We start from the raw sequence: 19,269 nt of genomic DNA, 5'->3' as shown, positions 1-19,269 counted from the left end.
TCAATGGCCCTTCAGTTCGCGGTTGGCGCGGCGCACGTTCCAGATCATGATCGGCGTGACGGCGAGCATGATGATGATGGCGATGACGGCACTTCGGCCGGAATCGCCGCCGCCGCGGAACAGCCAGTTGAACATCAGGTTTGCGAGCACCATCGTCTGCCACTGGCCGTTGGTCATGGTCAGCACGATGTCGAAGACCTTGAGGACGAGGATGGTGATCGTCGTCCAGACGACGGCGATGGTGCCCCAGACCTGCGGCACCATGATGCGCCAGAAGATCTGCCAGCCATTGGCGCCGTCGATGACGGCGGCCTCGATCGTCTCTTCCGGGATGCCGCGCAGCGCTGCCGACAGGATGACCATGGCGAAACCGGTCTGGATCCAGATCAGGATGACCATCAGGAAGAAATTGTTCCAGAAGGGAACCGAGATCCAGACTTCGGGCGTGCCGCCGAAGAGTTGGACGATGGCGTTCAACAGGCCGATCTGGACGTCGTTGCCGCCGCGATATTCATAGATGAATTTCCAGATGACCGAGGCGCCGACGAAGGAAATCGCCATCGGCATGAAGACGATGCTCTTGGCGATATTGCCCCACCAGATGCGGTCGGTCATCACCGCGATGACCAGGCCGAAGAAGGTGCAGGCGGCCGGCACGACGGCGAGCCAGAGGATGTTGTTAAAGATCGACTGGCGGAATTCGCGGTCGCCGATCGCCCATTTGTAGTTGGCCACGCCGACGAATTGCTGGCCGGTGCGGTCGTAGAAGGAGAGAATGAAGGTGGCGACGACGGGGTAGACGAGATAGACGAAAAGCAGGAAGAGCGCCGGGCCGAGAAACAGCCATGGCCGGATGAGCGCACGGCGATTGAGGTTGCGCGAGGCCGCGCGGATGTCGCCGTCCTTCACCGGCAGAGCGAAATCCAGGATCTTGTTCGAAAAATAGAAATAGGCCGAGCACGCGACAACGGCGGCGACCACGACGCCCAAAGCGGACACTATCTGCAACAGCATTCCGTCCCTCCCCTGCTTCCCCTGATCTTATTCCGGCCGGTTTTCATTCTGACGGGTCAAGGCCGGTCATCGTCAATATGTTTGCATTGCCCAATCACAATATATCCCGCGATGGCCGGGCTCTTTGCGAGCCCGGCCAGTCACGCAAGCCATGTCGCCGGCAAGCCGGCGACATATCTGAACGATTACTTGATGCCGTCCCAGGCGCTCTGGATTTCGCCGGCAGCCTCTTCGGCAGACTTGCCGCCGACGAAATCGACCATGCCCGTCCAGAAGGCGCCGGCGCCGATCTTGCCCGGCATCAGGTCGGAACCGTCAAAGCGGAAGGTGGTGGCGGAGGTCAGGATCTCGCCTTCCTTCTTCATCTGCGGATTGGCATAGGCATCGGTGCTGACGCCCTTATACGGCGTCAGGAAGCTCGACTGCGCCATCCAGACCTCGTGCGCGATCGGGGTCTTCAGGAAGTCGATGAAGGCACGGGCCGCCTTCGAATCCTTGGTGATCGAGACGAGCGTGCCGGCGCCGAGAACCGGCTTGCCGAGGTCGGCATGCGAGGCGTAGGTCGGCATGTAGAAGAAGTCGGCATCCTGGCCGAGCTTCGTGCCTTCAGGGAAGAAGGACGGGATGAACGAGGCCTGATGGTGCATGTAGCACTTCGGCGGAACGGCGAAGAGGCCCTTCGGGCTGTCGCGGAAGTCGGTTGAGGCCACCGCGGCGACACCGCCATCGACATATTTCTCGTTCTTGGCAAACTTGCCGAACTCGTCGATCGCGGCAACGACGGCCGGATCTGTGAACTTCAGCTCGTTGGTCGTCCACTTGTCGTAGGCTTCCGGGGGCTGCATGCGCAGCATGATGTCCTCGACCCAGTCGGTCGCCGGCCAGCCGGTGGCGCCGCCGGACCCGAGACCGATGCACCAGGGAACGCCGCCGTCCTTGACGATCTGGTCGGTCAGGGCATGCAGCTCTTCCATTGTCGTCGGGATCTTGTAGCCGGCTTCCTCGAAGTTCTCCGGAACGTACCAGACGAGCGACTTGACGTCGGCCTTATAAGGGAAGGCATAGAAGGCTTCCTTGCCGTCCTTGCCCTTGTAGGTGCCGTAACCGACCCAGCTGTCGCCGGCACCGTAATTGTCCTTGATCCACTTGGAATTGTCGTCGCCAAGCGGCGTCAGGAAGCCCTTGCCGGCGAGATCGGCCAGAAGGCCCGGCTGCGGCAGAACGGCAATGTTCGGCGGCGAGCCTGCCTGCGTGTCGATGACGATCTGCTGTTCGTAATTTTCCGAAGAAGAGTATTTCGCATCGACGCCGGTCGCTTCGGTGAAATAGGCGAGAACGCTCCTGAAGAACGCCTCGTCCTCGCCGCGCCACGGCCCGAAGATCGTCAGCGGCTGCCCCTTCAGATCGGCGTGCGCGGCCTTGAATTCGTCATAGCTCTTCCAGTTGAACTTGGAATCCTGTCCCGGGGCAAACTTCAGATCGGCCGCGGACGCAGCACCGGCAAACAGCGCCGCAACGGCAACGCCCATCAAAAATGACTTTTTCATGTGATCAACCTCCCATCACAATCCCGACCGCGCCGAATTCCCATGTAAAAGAAATTTCAAAGCGCTTTGACACCCAACTCATTTCACTTTCGGTGGAACGGAGTCAAGTCATTTCACGAAAATCCCCTATCATCCGGGGAATATCGCGGCGCAGCAGCGCCTACCGCGGAAATATGGAGCGATTTTTCTTGAGTCAAGCGCGCGAGATGATACATAATTAAAAGCGCTTTGGACGCCATTTGGAGGCGGGAGGCCTTTTAAAGCGGCCGACGGGCGGGCCGGGAGGAAGCATAGCAGGTGAATCTCAAACAGCTATCGGAATTGCTTGGGCTTTCGCAGACGACGGTAAGCCGGGCGCTCAACGGTTATCCCGAGGTCAACGAAGCCACCCGGGAGCGCGTGCTTCAGGCCGTCAAGGAAACCGGGTACCGGCCGAACAAGGCTGCCCAGCGGCTTGCCACCGGCAAGGCAGGCTCGATCGGCCTCGTCATGCCGACGGCGCCTGGCCATCAATCCGACGTGCATTTCGGCGAATTTCTGGCCGGGCTCGGCGAGGAGGCCGTGCGTCACGATTTCCATTTCGTCATCATGCCGTCCGATCCGGATGACGAGGTGGCGGCGCTCCGGCGGCTTGCGATCAGCGGCAACGTCGACGCGCTGTTCATCGCCTATATGCGCGGTCACGACCCGCGGCTCGCCATGCTGAAATCGCTTTCCATGCCCTATGTCGTGCACGGCCGCTCCTTCGGCGCGGAGCCGGATTATCCCTATCTCGACATCGATAATGAAGGGGCCTTCTACGACGCGACGCGGCTCTTGCTGCAGCTCGGCCATACGCGTTTTGCCTTGATGAACGGGCCGATGCATCTCGATTTCGCCATCCGCAGAAGGAACGGCGTCATCTCAGCCCTTGCCGAACGCGGCCTCACGCTCGAGGAGGATTGCATAAGCCACGCGCTGATGACGGACGAACAGGGCCTGCTGGCGATGGAACGGTTCCTGCAACTGCCAGAACGGCCGACGGCGATCCTCTGCTCCAGCACGGTGATGGCGCTCGGGGCGATCCGCGCCGTCAACCAGGCCGGATTGCGGCTCGGCGAGGATATTTCGCTGATCGCCCATGACGACGTGCTGCCGCTCCTGAAGCCGGAAAACTTCTCGGTGCCGCTGACGACGACACGCTCCTCGCTGCGGGCGGCGGGTGTGCGCATCGCCCAGCGGCTGATCGGCACGGTGAAACAGGCCGGCCCCTTCCCCGACCAGGAGCTCTGGAAAACCGAGCTGATCGTCAGGGCCTCGACCGGCCCTGCCCCGCAGCAAGCATAATCAGAACTGCGGCGGCGTCTGCCCTGCAGCGCGATGAGCGGCGATGACGGTGTTGGCCATCAGCATGGCGATGGTCATCGGCCCGACGCCGCCCGGAACCGGGGTAATGGTGCTGGCGACCTCGGAGACTTCGCGGAAGGCTACGTCGCCGACGAGCCGGGTCTTGCCCTCGCCCTTCTCAGGAGCCGGCACGCGGTTGATGCCGACGTCGATGACCGTCGCCCCTGGCTTCACCCAATCGGCCTTGACCATTTCCGGCCGGCCGACGGCAGCGACCAGAATATCGGCATTGCGGCAGACTTCGGCGAGGTTCTTGGTTCTGGAGTGAGCCATCGTCACCGTCGCATTGGCATTGAGCAGCAATTGCGCCATCGGCTTGCCGAACAGGTTGGAACGGCCGATGACGACAGCATTGAGCCCGGAGAGATCCTCGCCATGAGTGCGGCGGACGAAGACCATGGCGCCGGCCGGCGTGCAGGAGACCAGACCGGTCTTCAGGTCGCCGGTGGCAAGCTTGCCGGCATTGACGACGCTGAGGCCGTCGACATCCTTTTCCGGCAGGATCGACTGGATGATCGGTTCGCTGTCGAGCGGCTTCGGCAAGGGTAATTGCACCAGGATGCCGTGGATCGACGGATCGGCGTTGAGGGTGGCGACGAGGCCTGCCAGTTCCTCCTGCGTCGTCTCGGCCGGCAGCGTGTGCTGCACGGATTTGAAACCGCATTCCTTGGCCATGCGGCTCTTGGAGCCGACATAGGCGTGGCTTGCCGGATCGTCGCCGACGATGATGACGGCAAGGCCGGTGGTGACGCCGCTGCTCTTTTCCAGCGCTGCCGTCGCACTCTTGACCGTCTGAATTACCGATGCAGCTACGTTCTTGCCGTCGATTACTGTCGTCACGCGTCTCTCCGCCCTGTTTCGCGTCAATCTATGAATAGTTGACGAGCGTCAAATGCCCGCTAACGCCCTATCCTGTCGGAAAGCGGCAAGGCAATATCAAATTTGCAAGGAAATGTTCGTTCAGCGCCGCGGTTGCCGCGTTTCCATCACGTGAACACGAAGCCGGTCGCGCAGGCCCGAGATTTCGGAGCGCAGCAGCTCGATCTCGTCGACCGCCGCCGGGGCCGGCACGGGCGATGGCGGCGGAGAAGCAACGGGCGGAGACGCCGGCAAATCGCTTGCCGGAGCCGCGACGGATTTGCGCAAGGACAGCAGGAAAGCCAAGGAAAGACCGATCGCCAGGCCTGTGGCGGCGCCGGCCAGCGCGCGGCCGGTCAGACCGTCCGTTGCCGATATCGCCGATGCCAGCGGCGGCTTCAGCATGGTCATATGACCGTCGTCGGCTGTCGCCGATGCGGACGCCGCCTCTTCCAGCCGCGAGCGCGCAGCATTCGCCTTCTCGCGCAGCTCGATCAGCCGCGACAGATCGACGCCGGTATCCCGGCTCTGGGCGATCAGCGTGTTGCGGCGGTCGTTCAGGCCCTTGCGCGCATCGACCGCAGCCTTGGCGGCGGCATTGGCGAGCTGGGCGAGCCGGGCAAGCTCCTTGACCATATTCGCCTTGAGGCCATCGGTTTCGGCCTGTTGCTGCAGCAGGCGCGGATGGCGGGGCCCGAGTTCGGCGGAAAGCTGGGCAAGCGCCGTCCTGGCGACGGCATATTTGTCGCGCCAGTCCTGCAACGCCGGCGAAATCATATCGGAGGAGAGCGAACCATCGAGCACATCGGCAAGTTTTGCGGCCTTGAGCTGGTCGGCCTTCGCCTTGGCGGCAAGGATGCTCTCCTCGGCCTCTTTCAGATCGGCATCGAGCCGGTCGATCTGGCGGCGAAGATCGATCGCCACCTTGACGTTGCCTTCGCCGCTCTTTGCCGTGAAGGCGGCAAGCTCCGCCTGAGCCTCGTCATAGGCCTTGCGCAAAACCGCGTCGGTTTCGGCGTTGCCGCCTCGTGCGTCTCCGCCCGCTGCTTCGGCAAGCCTTGCGGCGATGCGCGTGGATTTGGCGCCGTCGCCGGTTGTCACCCGCACCCGGATTGTGCCGGCGGCGGCATCGGGCACAATCTCGACCGCATGTTTCAGCGCCGCCTCGGCGCGCGAGGCCGGATCGGCGGCAGCACCGCTTGCGGAGAGAAGATCGAGCACAACGGCGAACGCATTGGCGCCCGTGCCGACGAATTCGGGATCGCGATCGAGCTTCAGGGTGGTGACCATCGACGCAACCGCGCGTGCCGACAGCAGTCCCTTCGCCGCAGCCTGCGTGAAAGCAGCGCGGCTTGCCGTATCCGTTTTCACGGCAAGGGTCGTTTCGGCGCGGTAGAGGGCGGGCGCAGCCGGCATCAGCATCGGCAGACCGGCGCCCAGGATCGTTGCGGCAGCAACCGTTACCGCAAAGCCGGCCTTGCCCACGCGGCGTTGCAGTGCTGCCGGCCGGGGCTCGACCGGTTCCTGATGAATTGCGGCCAACGGTTCGACAAAAATCGCCGGCTCCCCAGGGGGAGCCACCGGCTCCTCATATCGCGCTGGTTCCGGCGGAAGACGATGACCGACATCATTGGCAGCCCGGAGACGGTTGCCGAGAATGGTTTCGATGCGGTCGACGAGCGGCGCCTCGGGCACCGCCTTCATGCGCTGCTCTTCCAGCACACGGCCGATGGCGCGCAGCAGGTCGGCTTCGGGCGGGGCGATATCCGGTCCGTTCGATCGGGACTGCCGATAGGGATCGTCATCGGCGCGCGGCCTTGCGGCTGCGCGATCGAGAAAACTGCTTCTGGCCCTGCTATCGTACATTTGCGCCACATCTCATGCACATGATGGCCGAGTTCACTCATCCGCAGGCAAGCAGATGATTAAGCCACTCTAAATTTTCATGGCAAAGAAATGGTTAACCGCAGCTGTCAAGAATTGCGGTCCGTTGCCTCGACGGCGCTGCTTGCGCGTCAACCGCGCGGGCACTGCAGGCTCAGCTCGCCTTCTTGCGATCGGCCGGCGGCTGCCCGACGCTGCGGGACTCTTCCGGATGGCTGAGAATTCTTTCGCGCCGGCGGAAGCGGTAGCGCAGGACATGAAAGAGGAAGACCGGAATGCCGACGATGTAGCGCCGCCAGAGGCGCGCGGGCTCCTGTATCAGGCGATAGGCCCATTCCAGACGCATCATCCGCACGGTCTTCGGTGCCCGCGGCACGGCGCCGGAAACGAAGTCGAAGAGCGCGCCCACCGTCAGCACCAGGCGCGCATGGTCGGCACGGATATTATCGTGAACCCATTTCTCCTGCAGCGGCGTCCCCATGCCGACGATCAGAATATCGAGTTTCTGGCGCTCGATCTCCTCGATGACATCCGTGGAGTCGACCTTGTCGAAAAAACCGTCGGAAATAACGACAAATTCATGCCAGGGCGTGTGCTTGTGGAAATTTTCTGCCGCCGCCTCGACGACCGAGCGCTTGCCGCCGATAAGGCCGATGCGGCGCGGGGCCTCCATGAAGGTGAGGAAGGCCGGGACGAAATCCGTGCCGTTCAAATTGGCGGGAAACGGCGCGCCATGGGAGATCTGCGAAGCGATGTTGAGGCCGATGCCATCAGGCAGCACCAGATTGTGCGACATGATGCGGTAATATTCATCGTCCCGCAGCGCCGTCAGCATGTTATGGGCGTTGACGAAGCAAACGACGGTCTGACCGACGGGAATGGAGGCGAGCTCGTTGATGAAAACGAGGGCATCGTCCCAGCCGAGATCGCAGACCGGCAGATCGAAGATCGTCCGCCGCGACGCAAGCACCGCGAAGTTTGCAATCAAGTTCATTCCTACCTCCTGCCGAGGGTGCGTCATGCGCCCGAAATCCCGGAAAACAAGCCCATATTTCCGCACCCCGGAGGTCTCGAAAGGACCGGTCGCGTCACGCATGGAACGACGTCGCCCCGGTCGCGGAAACGGCGCATGCCAAGCTGTGCCACCTGATATAACAGGACGGTTTCAAACAACCCTTAGGAAAATTCCTTGGATTTTGATGCTCGTATAAGTAGTTTATTAACCAAAGGCGGCCCAACGACAAACGGCGCCCGAAGGCGCCGTTACTGCATCGATAATCGGTTGTTTCAATGGGCGGCCGGGGCCGGTGCTCCCTCGGCTGGCGCGCCATCGATGATCTTGACCGGTGCGCCGAGTTTCTTCGGTTGACCGGCCGAATTTTCCTTGACCTCTTCCTTGGAGAGATAATCGAGCTGCTCCAGCATCACGTCGGCGACATACTCGCCGCCGAGGCGCTCGTTCATGCCCTTCCTGATCTCCTCGCGAAAGGCTTTTGGGTCAAAAGATTTGATGTGAGCAAGATCGACCATCTTGTTGCCGACAAGCAGGCTGAAAAGTTCGTCGGTCGTCATCTCGGTGAGCGGCAAGGTCACGCCCTTCAGCATGTCCTTGTTCATCATGAAGGAAATGCGGCCGAGAAAATAACCGGTGATCGCACCGTCGCCGATGACCGGCACAGTAATCGTTTCGCCCTTCACCAGCTCGAGCGCGCTCTGCTTGGAATCCGTTGCCGCGGGTGCCGGCGCCGTCGCCAGGTACACCGAAAAATAGACCGAGGCCAAGGTGATGGCGCAAACCCAGATACCGGTGAGGACGAGCTTGACCATCAGTTTCCACGCGCGGCGAATTGTTCCTGGGAATAGGTGCCGTCGGCGTCGGCGTCCTGAACCGCATTCTTCAGGAGGTCGGCCACGGCACGAACCGCTTCGAGATGCGCCTCGACACGCCGGGCGTTCAGAACCAGCTTCTTTTTCAGGCCGTGCAGCTGATCGAGATGGGCAGCGGCAAGCTCGGCCGGATCGGTATCGCGGAAAAGCATCGATAGCTCGTAGAGGCAACGGCTCTTGTGGGCGTTGGAGACCTTGAGGTCGAACTGCGGATCGTTGCCGATTCGGGTGTTCTCATTGTCGATGATCATCTCGAGGCGTCCGAGAACGGATTTGATCCTGTATTCGTTCGAAACTATTTCCATTGTGCCCTCGGTTATGTGTCGCTGAGAGCCTGATGCCGAAAAGTGTGCGCGGTTTTCGGACGACATCATGCTCTAACTAATAATTGAGAACAGGGTTCAGATTTCAGGCCAACAGGCCTAAAATCATCCTGTTCTATCGGTCTTGGAGTCGGCGGTCGGCGTGCCGAAGGTCCTGCGCTGGAAATCATCGATCATGCTGAGCGCGGTGTTGCGGTCGCGATCATCGGTCGAAGCGTTGACGATCTTGCCTTCCTGGCGGCGCAGCTGCTCGCTGTACATCTGCTTGGCGATGCCGATGCCGTCGCCCTTGGCCATGGTGTTGCCGAGCTGCTCGGCCATCATACCCTTCCAGATATCGCCGGTCGCGCCCTTGCCGTAAACGTCTTCACTCTCGCTCGGCAGCATCGACTTGACGAAGTTCTGCAGCACCATGGCCTCGAACTTCCGGTAGCTTTCCGGAACCTCCTCGGTCTTGGTGCGGTTCTGGATGTTGGAGAGGCCGCTCTTCTGGCCGATATGATCGAGAACGTCGACCGTATTGGAGAAGCCCTTGCCGTTCTCGGCGAGACTCGTCGCGGCAAAGGCCGCACGATTTGCCTTCAATTTTTCCTGGGCTGCCTGAACCTCCATGGGGTCGGCAGCTTTGACCACGTCCAGGACCAGATCACTGGGGGGCGAAATAGCCACGTTACAATCCTCTGAATTAAGATCGCAACGATTATGGTTTTTGAAGCTTGCTGGAGGCTGGCGTTGCGAATTGCTGATCGATCACATCGTAAACAGCATTGTCGTCGGCCTCGCGGCGCTCAGCGTCCAAGGCCTCTTTCATACCTTCTTCCAGCCGATCGGCCTTGGCGCGCTCGCGCGACAGCCGCATCTCGTGGATCTGCTGCATGCCCGTCAGCTGCTGATCCTTGATGGTGAGCCTGCCGAATCGATCGGCATAATTCTGCGAGAAAGCGTGGTGGACGGGATCCATCGAGCCAAGCGCGACGATGACGTCGTCCATCGCCGCATTGACCTCGATGCGTTGACGGCTGGTTTCGGCCAGATCGTTTTCCGCCATCCTTTCGATATGCCGCTGCACCGACAGGAGGCGCTTGAGCTTCTGGGAACGGCTCTTCTCGATCATGACGGCCTCATCGCCCGATGTAGATTGAACTGAAAGCCTGGCCGAACTGGCTGATCAGCGCCGCAATCGAGATGTAAAGCAGGAAGAGCCCGCCCATCAGCAGATAGGGCGTGGAAATGAAATAGACCGGGATCTGCGGCGCCAGCTTGTTGATGAAGCCGATCGAGACGTTGAAGATCATGCCGTAGATCAGAAAGGGGCTCGACAGCCGCAGCATGATGTAGGTCGTCTGCTCGAGCGTGTCGGTGAAGGAGATCAACGTCGCGCGCATCTGCACCAGGCCGCCGAAAGGCATGGTCGTGTAGGAATCGATCAGGGCGCGGAAGACGATGTGATGGAAATCCATGATGAAGAGAATCATGATGCCGGCAAAGGTGATGAAGGCGGAAAGGCTGGTCTCGGGCGTGTCTTCGATGACATCGGCCGAACCCGGTTGGGTATAACCGACCATCATGGCGAGGATCGTCGCGGCGAATTGCATGCCGAGCGTATAGAGTCTGGCCAGCATGCCGTACATCACGCCGATCAGTGATTCGCTGAAGATCAGGCCGATATAGGTCGCGGATCCCGTGTGGACGGCGGGATAAACAGTGTCCCAGAGCAGCGGCATGACGGCGATCGACAGCGCGAGGGCAATGAAGACGCGCAGTTGCTCAGGCACGCGCGCCGAGGAAAAACCCGGAAGAACCAGCACACAGCCGCCGATCCGGCAGAAAACCAGAAACAGCGCAAGAACCGTCCCTTGCGGGTCTGTTATCATGAAATCGAGCCCAAAATCTTTATCTCGATGCCCTTGGCCAATTCGACATGCGACAGGACCGGGAGCGTGGCGAACAGCCGTTCGATGATCATGCGCACATAGGAGCGTGTTTCCGGCGACGTGACAAGGGCGAATGGCAGGCCGCGATCCATGAACTCACGGATAACTTTGCTGGCCTGCTCGCTGAACTCCTCCAGGCTGCGCGGATCGATGTCGAATTCGATCACCTCGCCCTTGGCATCGCGCTTCAGCGCCTGGTGGAAGGCGAGATCCCATTTGCTGCCGAGGCGCAGCACACGCAAGACGCCATTATCGGCGAGATCGCCGCAGAGCTGCTGGGCCATGCGGATGCGGACATGCTCGACGATCTGCTCGGTCTTCCTGACATGCGGGGCGAGCTCGGCCACCGCTTCGAGAATGAGATGCAGGTTGCGGATCGACACTCGCTCGGCAAGCAGGAGCTTGAGCACCGCCTGCAGGCCGGAATAGGACATGTGCGACGAGCAGATCTCATCGGCGAGCTTCTTGTATTCCGGGTCGAGGCGGTCGATCAGCACCTTGACGTCCTTGTAAGACAGAAGCTGCGGCAGGTTGTTGCGGATGACCTCGCTCATGTGCGTGAGCACGACGGAAACATTGTCGATCGGCTGGAAGCCTTCGCGTTTCAGATCGTCGGCGAAGTTTTCGAGGATCGAGACGGCCGGCATGCCGAAAGCGGGTTCGCGGATTTCATCACCCGGAATGCTGGGCTTGCGGCCGGCGCCGGTGACGACCAGGACTTCGCCGACACGCAGCAGATTGGATGCGACCGTCGTGCCGTGGATGCGGATCTGATAGGATTTCTCGGCGATGGCGATGTCGTCCGTGACCTTGATTTCCGGCACGACGAAACCGTATTGGGTGGCGAACTTCTTGCGCATCTTGCCGACGCGGAACGCCAGCTCCTGGTGAGCGCCGAGCAGGCGCGTCGACACCATCTTGCCGAGCGCGAGCTCGATTTCGGAGGTGCGGAGCACCGACTTGACCGAATCCTTCTCCAGCTCCTTGCTCTGGACGACCTTCTTTTCCTCCTGTTCGCGGCGAAGCTTGTTTTCAGCCTCGACCTGCCGCGGAATGAACCAGGCGCCGAAGGCGAGAAGGCTGCCAAGGATCACGAAGGGGACAAAGGGCAGGCCCGGCATCAGGGCGAGAACGAACATCAGCACCGCCGAAACGGAGAGCGCGCGGGGATAGCCGCTCAGCTGGTTGACGACCGCCTGGTCGGTGGAGCCGGTCGTGCCGCCGCGCGACACGAGAAGGCCGGCCGCGAGCGAAACGATGAGGGCCGGCATCTGCGAGACGAGGCCGTCGCCGACGGAGAGCTTGACGAAGACGTCGGCCGCTTCGCCGATCGGCATGCCGTGGCGGAAATAGCCGATGATGATGCCGCCGAAGACGTTGATCGCGGTGATGATGAGACCGGCGACGGCATCGCCGCGCACGAATTTCGATGCACCGTCCATCGCCCCGAAGAAGGAGCTCTCCTCTTCGAGCTCCTTGCGCCGGCGCTGGGCTTCCTTTTCGTCGATGATGCCGGCCGAGAGATCGGCATCGATCGACATTTGCTTGCCGGGGATGGCGTCCAGGGTGAAACGCGCGCCGACTTCGGCGATGCGCGTGGCACCCTTGGTGATGACGATGAAGTTGATGGTGATGAGGATCAGGAAGACGATCAGACCGATGACGAAGTCGCCGGACATGACGAGACTGGCGAAACCGGCAATGACGCCGCCGGCCGCATCGTGTCCTTCATTGCCGTGGGACAGGATGACGCGGGTCGTCGCGATGTTGAGCGCCAACCGTGTCATCGTCGCGATCAGCAGAATGGTCGGAAAAGACGAGAAATCGAGCGGCTTCTGGATCCACAGCGCGACCATCAGGATCAGCACCGAGAAAGCGATCGAGAAGGCCAGGCCCATATCGATCAGGAACGGCGGGATCGGCAGGAAGAGAATGCAGATGATGCCGATGATGCCGAGGGCAAAACCGATATCGCGCAAGCTCGGGGCGACTTTCGGAAGGGGGAGTGCAGGTGGTTGCGCCATGACGATTCCGTCTCTTCATGAGAGGAGGCGGAGATGGGTCCGCCCAATTCGGATCGAGAATTAAATGGCGAAGCTTGCGCGAAGGTGGCTCAGAGCGGTTCAGCTTTTTATGGAGGCGTAGAACCGCTGCACAGTTTTGCTCGAATTGTTCAGAAGCCGGACTGGATGCGCGAGAAGACGAGATTGGTGAAAATGGAGATCTGCGAGCCGATGAAGGGGGCAGTGATTCCGACCACGACGAGCACCGCGACAATCTTCGGCACGAAGGTCAGTGTCGCTTCCTGCACCTGGGTCAGCGCCTGGATCAAGGCAATGACGAGACCCACCACCATCGCGGCGAGAACCGCCGGACCGGAGGCAATCAGGACCGTCCAGATTGCGGCCTGGAACAGATCCAATGCATCAGCTTCATTCATCTGAAGGCAACCTCATATCGCCTCGAAGCAGCCCCGCTATGACAGGGCTGCGATTGATCTGGTTTGTCGGGCGCGCTGACGCCCCTTTGCGTCAGGAGCTGCTGCTCGGCGCCTCGTCGGCAACAGTGATTCCCGCCTGCACGAGTATCTTATCGCCATCCGTGGTCGTCGCAATGATGCCGTCGGAATAAACTTTGACGGAATCGATCACGCCTTTGACAGTGCCGTCGGCGCTTTCCATATATTTGCCGACATAGCTGCTGGCCTGGGTCAGGCTCGAGCTTGCCAGAAGCGTATCCAGCTTGGTGTTGGTCTGGATCGTCTGCTCGACCTGTGAGAAGGTCGCAAGCTGAGCGACCTGCTCGCTTGCATCCATCGGATCGGTCGGATCCTGGTTCTTCATCTGCGCGATGAGCAGCTGAAGGAAATTGTCGTAGTTCAGCGTCGCCTTGCTCTGGGTCGAGCTCGAGCTCGTCGAGGTCGAACTCGTCACGCTTGACGTTGCGTCTACCGCCATGGTGCGATCTCCCTGCGAATCTGCTCGACCATCGTCGGCGGCAGTTCGTGATTGTTGAGGATATTGTCTTCGATCGCGTAGAGACCGCGGATCGCCTTCAAGGCGTCGAAGGCGCGGCCGGTCGACACAAGCGCGTCGATCCGCTTCAGCTCAGCGAGGATCTCTTCGTTCTTGAAGCAGGTGAGCAGCATGGTGATCGACTTGCGGAACATCGCCGTCGAGTGGTCCTTGCCCTCGGGATTGATGAGGATCATCTGCGCGATGAAATAGAGCTGGCGCAGGGGTGTCGTTGCGCCTTCCGGCTGGAGGACGTGATTCTCGAGAAGGAACGTCACATCGTTCAGGAATTCCAGCGCGACCTTGCGGTCGACACGCAGGACGGCGCCGTTGATGAAGATTCTTTCTCCGGCTTTCAGAGAAATTCGAAGTGTACTTTTCATTTAAGTCCATCCCTGATGATGGTGGTAACGTCGATGATGCCCTGGTAGTTATTCGACAGACGTTTTCTGATCCTGTCGCATTCCTTCAATATCCAGATCGCAATCGAGATGAGGTTGGCCCTGAGCTGGATATCCAGCTGGTTTTCCGGATGTTTCAAATCCTCGATAAAGCTGATCCACACCCGGCGCGTATAAAACAGGGCTTCGATGGCTTCCCGACCGTATTTTTCCTTGTCGCGCGCCAACGACAGCAGCTCTATGGACCGGTCAAGAACCTGCCATTCCCGCTCTTTCGCGTCGGCCACCGAGTCCTGCATGACTTCGGCATATGAGAACTGATACATTCATGCATCCTTCTGTGCGCGCCTTTGATCATCAAAGGTAGTTTACGAGACTCAACTGCTGGATTTTCGAGACGATCGTGTAAGCGGTTTCAAGCTGCGTTTCCAAAGTCTTGACGAGGGTCGAGGCTTCGTAGGGATCGACGCCCTGGAGATCGACCAGCTTGTTCTTGATGATGTTCGACTGGGCATCGAGAGCGTCGTTGGACTTCTTGACGCGCTCCTGCGAGAGGCCAAGCTGGCTTGCCTGCGTCACGAGGCCACTTGTGGCCTTCGCTGTGTAGCTGATGGCCTGCTTGGACACCGTCGTCATTGCATCGGTGCTGAGGTTCTGGCTCAGCAGCGCGGTGGTCACGACCGAGGCGAGCGCCAAATAACGCATGCCTTCGGAATTGGCATTGGTAGAGGATTCGATCACTTCCGAGTTGCTGATGCGGCTCGTCATGTTCTGGCTCGATGCCTGCGACCAGCCGGTCGTCGTGTTGGTCCAGTTCGCCTCGCTGAACATCGGCTCGACCGTCGAGGTGATGAAGGTCTGCATTTCATCGCCGGTGAGATCGCTGACCGCTTTCGGCGGGACAAGACCGGCTGCATAAGTGTTCAAAGCCGTAACGATTGCCGTACTCGTGGCGGTCGTCTTGTCGGTGAGCGGCTGGACGTCGGTGTTGATGCCGGAGAACAGATATTCGCCGTTCACCATGGTGTTGGCCGTATCCATCATGGTCGAAAGTGCGCTGGTCGCCGACTGAATGGCGACCGTGATGCTGCCCGGATCGTGGCTGCCCTGCAGCGCCGTCAGCTTCGACACGAGGCCGTCGCCGACATCCTTCATCTTGGAAAGACCGAGCTGCGAGGATTCCATGCGCGCGCTGACGAGCGAATTGCTTGATTTGATCGAGTCTATTCTGTCGGTCTCGCGGGTGAAATCCACACTTCTGGCCGCATTGCCGCCCAGCGAAACACCGATATCCGCGTAGACTCCGGTCGTCGCTTCCATCGTCGCCTTCGTCATCTGATTCTGCGCCTGACGGATCGTCAACCGCATCGCGTTCTGAATGGCCGAACTTGAAATAAATGAGCTCTTCATGGCTTAACTCGCAATATCCAGCAATGACTTCAACATTTCGTCTACGGCGTTCAGAATCTTGGTCGCCGCCTTGTAGGACTGCTCGATATCGAGGAGCAGCGTCAGCTCCTCATCGAGATTGACGCCCGTCTCATTGGAATAGGCTTCGTCGGAGCGCGACAGTGCCGCCGAAGTGTTTTCGGCCGCCGTTGTTGCATTGCTGCGGTACTGCTCGAGCCAACCGAGGGAATTCGTGGCATATTCCATGATGCTGACGTTGGAATCGATGCCCGTCGTGGCGTCGAAGCCGACCGGCGCTCCAGCTGCCGGGTCGAAATCCATGTCGGATGTCATCGCCGTATAAAGGCGGTCGAGTTCAGCCGTATAACCGCTGACGCCTGACGTGTTCAGGACGACGCCGGCGGCGTTGACGCCACCATCGCGCAGACGCATCGGATCGCCGCCCTGTGAGGTGATCACGCGGGTGCTGACCGTGATGGTCGACGCCATGCCGGCGACCGCGGTGGCGCCAGTATCGACCGTGCCGCCGCTCCAGGTGAAGAGGCCGGGCACATCGGCCGGGGGCCCTGCCGTGTTCTGCTCCTTGAAGAGCGAGACGAGGCCACGGGCGATTTCGTCGAGCTGCTTCTGGAAGTTGGGGGCGATTTCGTCGCGAATCTGCAGGAGCGACTGGAGGCTTCCCTGCCCCGTCGTCGTCGAACCCTTGCCGAGCGGCAGCGCAACACCGTCGATATAGACAGAATTGCCGACGGTGGTGGCGGTATAGATATCCTGGGACTTGAATGTCACCTTGCGCGGGATCGTCTCGAATAGGATCGTTCCGTCCGGCGTGCTCAGCACCATGTCGTTGTTGTCGCGCGTCGTCGCGCTGACGCCAACGATTTGCGAAATCTGCTTCAGAACTTTCTCGCGTTCATCGAGAGCGCCGGATGCATCGGTACCGGAGGCCGTGGCGGTCTTGACCGCATTGTTAGCCTTCTCGAACTGGCTGAGGAGCGTATTCAGCGTATCGACGGCGGTGGTGATTTCCTTGTCGGCGTTGGCGCGAACGTCCTGAACGGACTGCGAGGCATTGTTCAGCGAGTTGGCGACGTCCTGGGCGGCGGTGATGGCGCCCTGTGCGGCGACGGTGCTGCCAGGCGTTGTGCGGAATGCCTGCAGTTTCTGTTGGAAAACACCGAGATAGGTCGACGGCGAGGTTTCGTAGTCGTTGCCACCCATGATCGATTTGAGATCTTCAAGGCCGCCCAGCAGGGTTTGCTGAGCGCTGTCCTGAGAGGATGTCTTCAGATACTGGCGCAGCAGGGCGTCTTCCTGTGCCCGGTTGATCTGGACGACCTGGGCGCCGTTCAGGGACGTGGTGAGCATCGCCTGTCGGCGCACATAATCTTTGTTGCCCGCATTCGAGATATTGTTCGATACGACACTGCTCTGCGTGCCGGTATTGTTGAATATGTTCTGCGCGGTATTAAGTGCGGACGTGAGCGACATGGCTTACCCGTTACCCTGCTTATCTCTTGAGGTTGACGAGGACGTCCATAATGTCGGACCCCGTCTGGAACACTTTCGAATTGGCGGTGTAGCTGCGCTGCGCTTCGATCATCTCGGTCAGCTCGCCGGCAAGATCGACGTTCGAACCTTCGAGAGCGCCCGATTTGATCGTGCCGAGGCCGTTGGTCTGCGGGAAGCCGGTGACGGTGACACCGGACTGGCCATTGGCGCTGTAGACGTTGCCGCTCATCAGCGTCAGCTTGTCCGGGCTTGCGACATTGGCGAGCGGAATACGATAGAGCGGCTTGGTGCTGCCGTCTTCGTACTTGGCGTAGACGATGCCATCGCCATCGATGGTGACGTCCTTGACCGGGGTCGCCGCCTGGCCGTTCGGCGTACCGGTGCCGGAAAAGGCGGCGCCGAGCTGAGTAAAGCCGGAGAGATCCATTGCTATCGTCTGGCCGGTGGTCGTATCGTTGATGCTGAGGGTGCCGCCAGTGAGCATCTTGCCGTCACGGTCAAAGGTTAGCGATCCCGATCCGACAGCGCCACCGGCGCTGTACGGAAATGAAGTTGTGCCACCCGTCGCCGCGTTGGCGTTGCGAAAGACTGCAACCTCCCAGGTTGCAGCGGTACCGGTTGCCGGCGGCGGCGTAACGACCGAGGTCTTCGTGAAGTAGAAGTCGTACATCACCTTGTTGCCGAGACGGTCATAGGCGACCATCGAGACCTTTTTGGTGTCGGCGGTGGTGGTCGCGAGGTTTGCGCTTGGAAGGGTCGCCGGGGCAACCGGAGCGACGCTAGCGTTGGAATCAAGGTTCCCCTTGAAGACACCTGATGTCGACGCGATTGCGGTCAAACCATCCTGATTGACGTTGACGGGGACGAGGCCGTCGAAGCCGTTGACGACGACGGCGGGAGCGCCGGAGTCGTAGGAATAACCCATCAGCTGGAAGCCGGCGGCATTGACGAGATTGCCTTCGTCGTCCTTCTGAAAATCGCCGGCGCGGGTCAGAACCGGGGTGCCGTCAGGCCCTTGGACAATGAAGAAGCCGTCGCCCGAAATCGCAAGATCGGTGGAGGAGGTCGTGTAAGAAATATCGCCTTGGTCGGAGACGGCCTGGCGCACGGAGGTCTGAACGCCGCCGGAATTGTAGTTGCCGCCCGAGGAGGGAAGAACCAACGAGGAGAAGCTCGTCGATACGGCCTTGTAACCGGTGGTGTTCACGTTGGCGATGTTGTCGGAGACGGTACTGAGGCGGTTTGCCTGCGCGTTCATGCCCGACACTGCCGTCTTCATGCTGCCGAAAATGCTCATCTGAAAACCTCGTTTTACCTGTTAAACTCGAGAGTATTTGCCGGGCCTTGCGTGAAGCTGTCTGTCATGGGGAGCAGCGAGGCCGATATCGAGGTTCAGCCGGGCGCGGCCACCCGGCCGGAAAAATCAGGCCCAATCGATGCAGTAGCCGAGGAAGCGCTTGGAATCGACCGGATCGACGCCGAGCTTCTTGCGCAGCTTCTTGCGCAGCTTCGAGATGTGGCTTTCGACGACGTTCTCCTCGACCTCTTCATCGAAGATGCCGTAGATGGCGTTGAAGATCTGAGTCTTGGTGACCCGGCGACCGCGGTTGGCGATCAAATATTCGAGGATGCGGCGCTCGCGCCGGGGAAGCGCAAAAACCTCGCCGTTGATCTCGGGGTCACGGCCATCCGAGAAGACGCGGATGCCGCCGATGTCGGTGTAGTTGGCGATGGCCTTCAGCCGGCGCCGGATTGCTGCCGCCCTGGCGAGGATTTCGCGCGGATGGACCGGTTTGCGCACCACGTCGTCGACGCCGCAATCGAAAAGCGCGAGCGTGTTTTCGAGCGAGGGCTGGTCGCTGACCGCGATCACCGGCGCCATCGAGCGGTCCCGGATCGCCCGGGGCAGCTCGAAGCTGCGCTGGCCCTGACCGATCAGGAAGGCCTCGACCGCCGCAATATCCGAATCGGCGGCGGTCTGCACCCACTCGCCGAATTCCGATGGATCAAAGCCGGTAGAGGGAATGCCCTCCCGGCCAAACAGGGATGTGTATCCGTCTTTCACGAGCTCACGCTCATCAACCACTACGATCATTCGT

Annotated in this window: 20 protein-coding genes; 1 reads left to right on the top strand and 19 read right to left on the bottom strand. The window is 60.4% G+C overall.

Annotated elements, in window-relative coordinates; genetic code table 11:
• Positions 1 to 1,014 carry a carbohydrate ABC transporter permease gene (locus QWJ46_RS19540; RefSeq protein ID WP_302753034.1) on the bottom strand — a complete coding sequence of 338 codons (1,014 nt, stop codon included), beginning with the start codon at positions 1,012 to 1,014 and terminating at the stop codon, positions 1 to 3.
• A 185-nt stretch (positions 1,015 to 1,199) separates the two neighbouring features.
• Entirely contained in the window at positions 1,200 to 2,561 is a 1,362-nt protein-coding gene (locus QWJ46_RS19535) for an ABC transporter substrate-binding protein (protein WP_184457326.1), read from the bottom strand.
• 297 nt (positions 2,562 to 2,858) lie between these two features.
• On the opposite strand from QWJ46_RS19535, the gene QWJ46_RS19530 reads away from it, so the two are divergent.
• On the top strand, positions 2,859 to 3,887 hold the full coding sequence (locus tag QWJ46_RS19530) for a LacI family DNA-binding transcriptional regulator (protein ID WP_302753032.1): 1,029 nt from the start codon (positions 2,859 to 2,861) through the stop codon (positions 3,885 to 3,887).
• On the opposite strand, the gene folD is transcribed toward QWJ46_RS19530, so the two are convergent.
• From folD to QWJ46_RS19445, 17 genes are all read right to left on the bottom strand, one after another.
• Positions 3,888 to 4,787 carry a bifunctional methylenetetrahydrofolate dehydrogenase/methenyltetrahydrofolate cyclohydrolase FolD gene (gene folD, locus QWJ46_RS19525; RefSeq protein ID WP_302753031.1) on the bottom strand — a complete coding sequence of 300 codons (900 nt, stop codon included), beginning with the start codon at positions 4,785 to 4,787 and terminating at the stop codon, positions 3,888 to 3,890.
• Positions 4,788 to 4,907: 120 nt separating this feature from the next.
• Positions 4,908 to 6,671 carry a succinoglycan biosynthesis protein exop gene (locus QWJ46_RS19520; protein ID WP_302753030.1) on the bottom strand — a complete coding sequence of 588 codons (1,764 nt, stop codon included), beginning with the start codon at positions 6,669 to 6,671 and terminating at the stop codon, positions 4,908 to 4,910.
• Positions 6,672 to 6,843: 172 nt separating this feature from the next.
• On the bottom strand, positions 6,844 to 7,683 hold the full coding sequence (locus tag QWJ46_RS19515; RefSeq protein WP_302753029.1) for a WecB/TagA/CpsF family glycosyltransferase: 840 nt from the start codon (positions 7,681 to 7,683) through the stop codon (positions 6,844 to 6,846).
• Positions 7,684 to 7,976: 293 nt separating this feature from the next.
• The gene (locus QWJ46_RS19510) at positions 7,977 to 8,516 is read right to left on the bottom strand and encodes a hypothetical protein (RefSeq protein ID WP_184457317.1); all 540 of its coding nucleotides are present in this window, start codon (positions 8,514 to 8,516) and stop codon (positions 7,977 to 7,979) included.
• Positions 8,516 to 8,881 carry a hypothetical protein gene (locus tag QWJ46_RS19505; protein ID WP_003556590.1) on the bottom strand — a complete coding sequence of 122 codons (366 nt, stop codon included), beginning with the start codon at positions 8,879 to 8,881 and terminating at the stop codon, positions 8,516 to 8,518. The genes QWJ46_RS19510 and QWJ46_RS19505 overlap by 1 nt, the downstream gene beginning before the upstream one ends.
• Positions 8,882 to 9,004: 123 nt before the next feature.
• Entirely contained in the window at positions 9,005 to 9,568 is a 564-nt protein-coding gene (locus QWJ46_RS19500) for a rod-binding protein (protein ID WP_302753012.1), read from the bottom strand.
• 31 nt (positions 9,569 to 9,599) lie between these two features.
• On the bottom strand, positions 9,600 to 10,013 hold the full coding sequence (locus tag QWJ46_RS19495; protein WP_064800702.1) for a hypothetical protein: 414 nt from the start codon (positions 10,011 to 10,013) through the stop codon (positions 9,600 to 9,602).
• A gap of 7 nt (positions 10,014 to 10,020) precedes the next feature.
• Positions 10,021 to 10,773 carry a flagellar biosynthetic protein FliR gene (fliR, locus tag QWJ46_RS19490; RefSeq protein WP_184457313.1) on the bottom strand — a complete coding sequence of 251 codons (753 nt, stop codon included), beginning with the start codon at positions 10,771 to 10,773 and terminating at the stop codon, positions 10,021 to 10,023.
• Entirely contained in the window at positions 10,770 to 12,857 is a 2,088-nt protein-coding gene (gene flhA / locus QWJ46_RS19485; RefSeq protein ID WP_184457312.1) for a flagellar biosynthesis protein FlhA, read from the bottom strand. The genes fliR and flhA overlap by 4 nt, the downstream gene beginning before the upstream one ends.
• Positions 12,858 to 13,006: 149 nt before the next feature.
• On the bottom strand, positions 13,007 to 13,273 hold the full coding sequence (fliQ, locus tag QWJ46_RS19480) for a flagellar biosynthesis protein FliQ (RefSeq protein WP_184457310.1): 267 nt from the start codon (positions 13,271 to 13,273) through the stop codon (positions 13,007 to 13,009).
• A gap of 91 nt (positions 13,274 to 13,364) precedes the next feature.
• Complete coding sequence (flgD, locus tag QWJ46_RS19475; protein WP_184457308.1) at positions 13,365 to 13,790, bottom strand: flagellar hook assembly protein FlgD; 426 nt, start codon at positions 13,788 to 13,790, stop codon at positions 13,365 to 13,367.
• On the bottom strand, positions 13,781 to 14,230 hold the full coding sequence (flbT, locus tag QWJ46_RS19470) for a flagellar biosynthesis repressor FlbT (protein WP_012482697.1): 450 nt from the start codon (positions 14,228 to 14,230) through the stop codon (positions 13,781 to 13,783). The genes flgD and flbT overlap by 10 nt, the downstream gene beginning before the upstream one ends.
• A complete protein-coding gene (gene flaF, locus QWJ46_RS19465) occupies positions 14,227 to 14,574 on the bottom strand; it encodes a flagellar biosynthesis regulator FlaF (RefSeq protein ID WP_184457306.1) in 348 nt (115 codons plus the stop codon). The genes flbT and flaF overlap by 4 nt, the downstream gene beginning before the upstream one ends.
• A gap of 31 nt (positions 14,575 to 14,605) precedes the next feature.
• Positions 14,606 to 15,658: a flagellar hook-associated family protein gene (locus QWJ46_RS19460; RefSeq protein WP_302753004.1), complete on the bottom strand. Its 1,053-nt coding sequence runs from the start codon at positions 15,656 to 15,658 to the stop codon at positions 14,606 to 14,608.
• Positions 15,659 to 15,661: 3 nt separating this feature from the next.
• Complete coding sequence (flgK, locus tag QWJ46_RS19455; RefSeq protein WP_302753002.1) at positions 15,662 to 17,149, bottom strand: flagellar hook-associated protein FlgK; 1,488 nt, start codon at positions 17,147 to 17,149, stop codon at positions 15,662 to 15,664.
• Between the two features lie 19 nt (positions 17,150 to 17,168).
• The gene (locus QWJ46_RS19450) at positions 17,169 to 18,467 is read right to left on the bottom strand and encodes a flagellar hook protein FlgE (RefSeq protein ID WP_302753001.1); all 1,299 of its coding nucleotides are present in this window, start codon (positions 18,465 to 18,467) and stop codon (positions 17,169 to 17,171) included.
• Positions 18,468 to 18,593: 126 nt separating this feature from the next.
• Positions 18,594 to 19,265, bottom strand: a complete 672-nt coding sequence (locus QWJ46_RS19445) for a winged helix-turn-helix domain-containing protein (protein WP_064709879.1) — start codon at positions 19,263 to 19,265, stop codon at positions 18,594 to 18,596.
• Between the last annotated feature and the right edge of the window lie 4 nt (positions 19,266 to 19,269).

The sequence above is a fragment of the Rhizobium sp. CBN3 genome, from assembly GCF_030518245.1.
Lineage (GTDB): Bacteria > Pseudomonadota > Alphaproteobacteria > Rhizobiales > Rhizobiaceae > Rhizobium > Rhizobium aethiopicum_A.
This window is presented reverse-complemented; position numbering and strand designations above follow the sequence as displayed.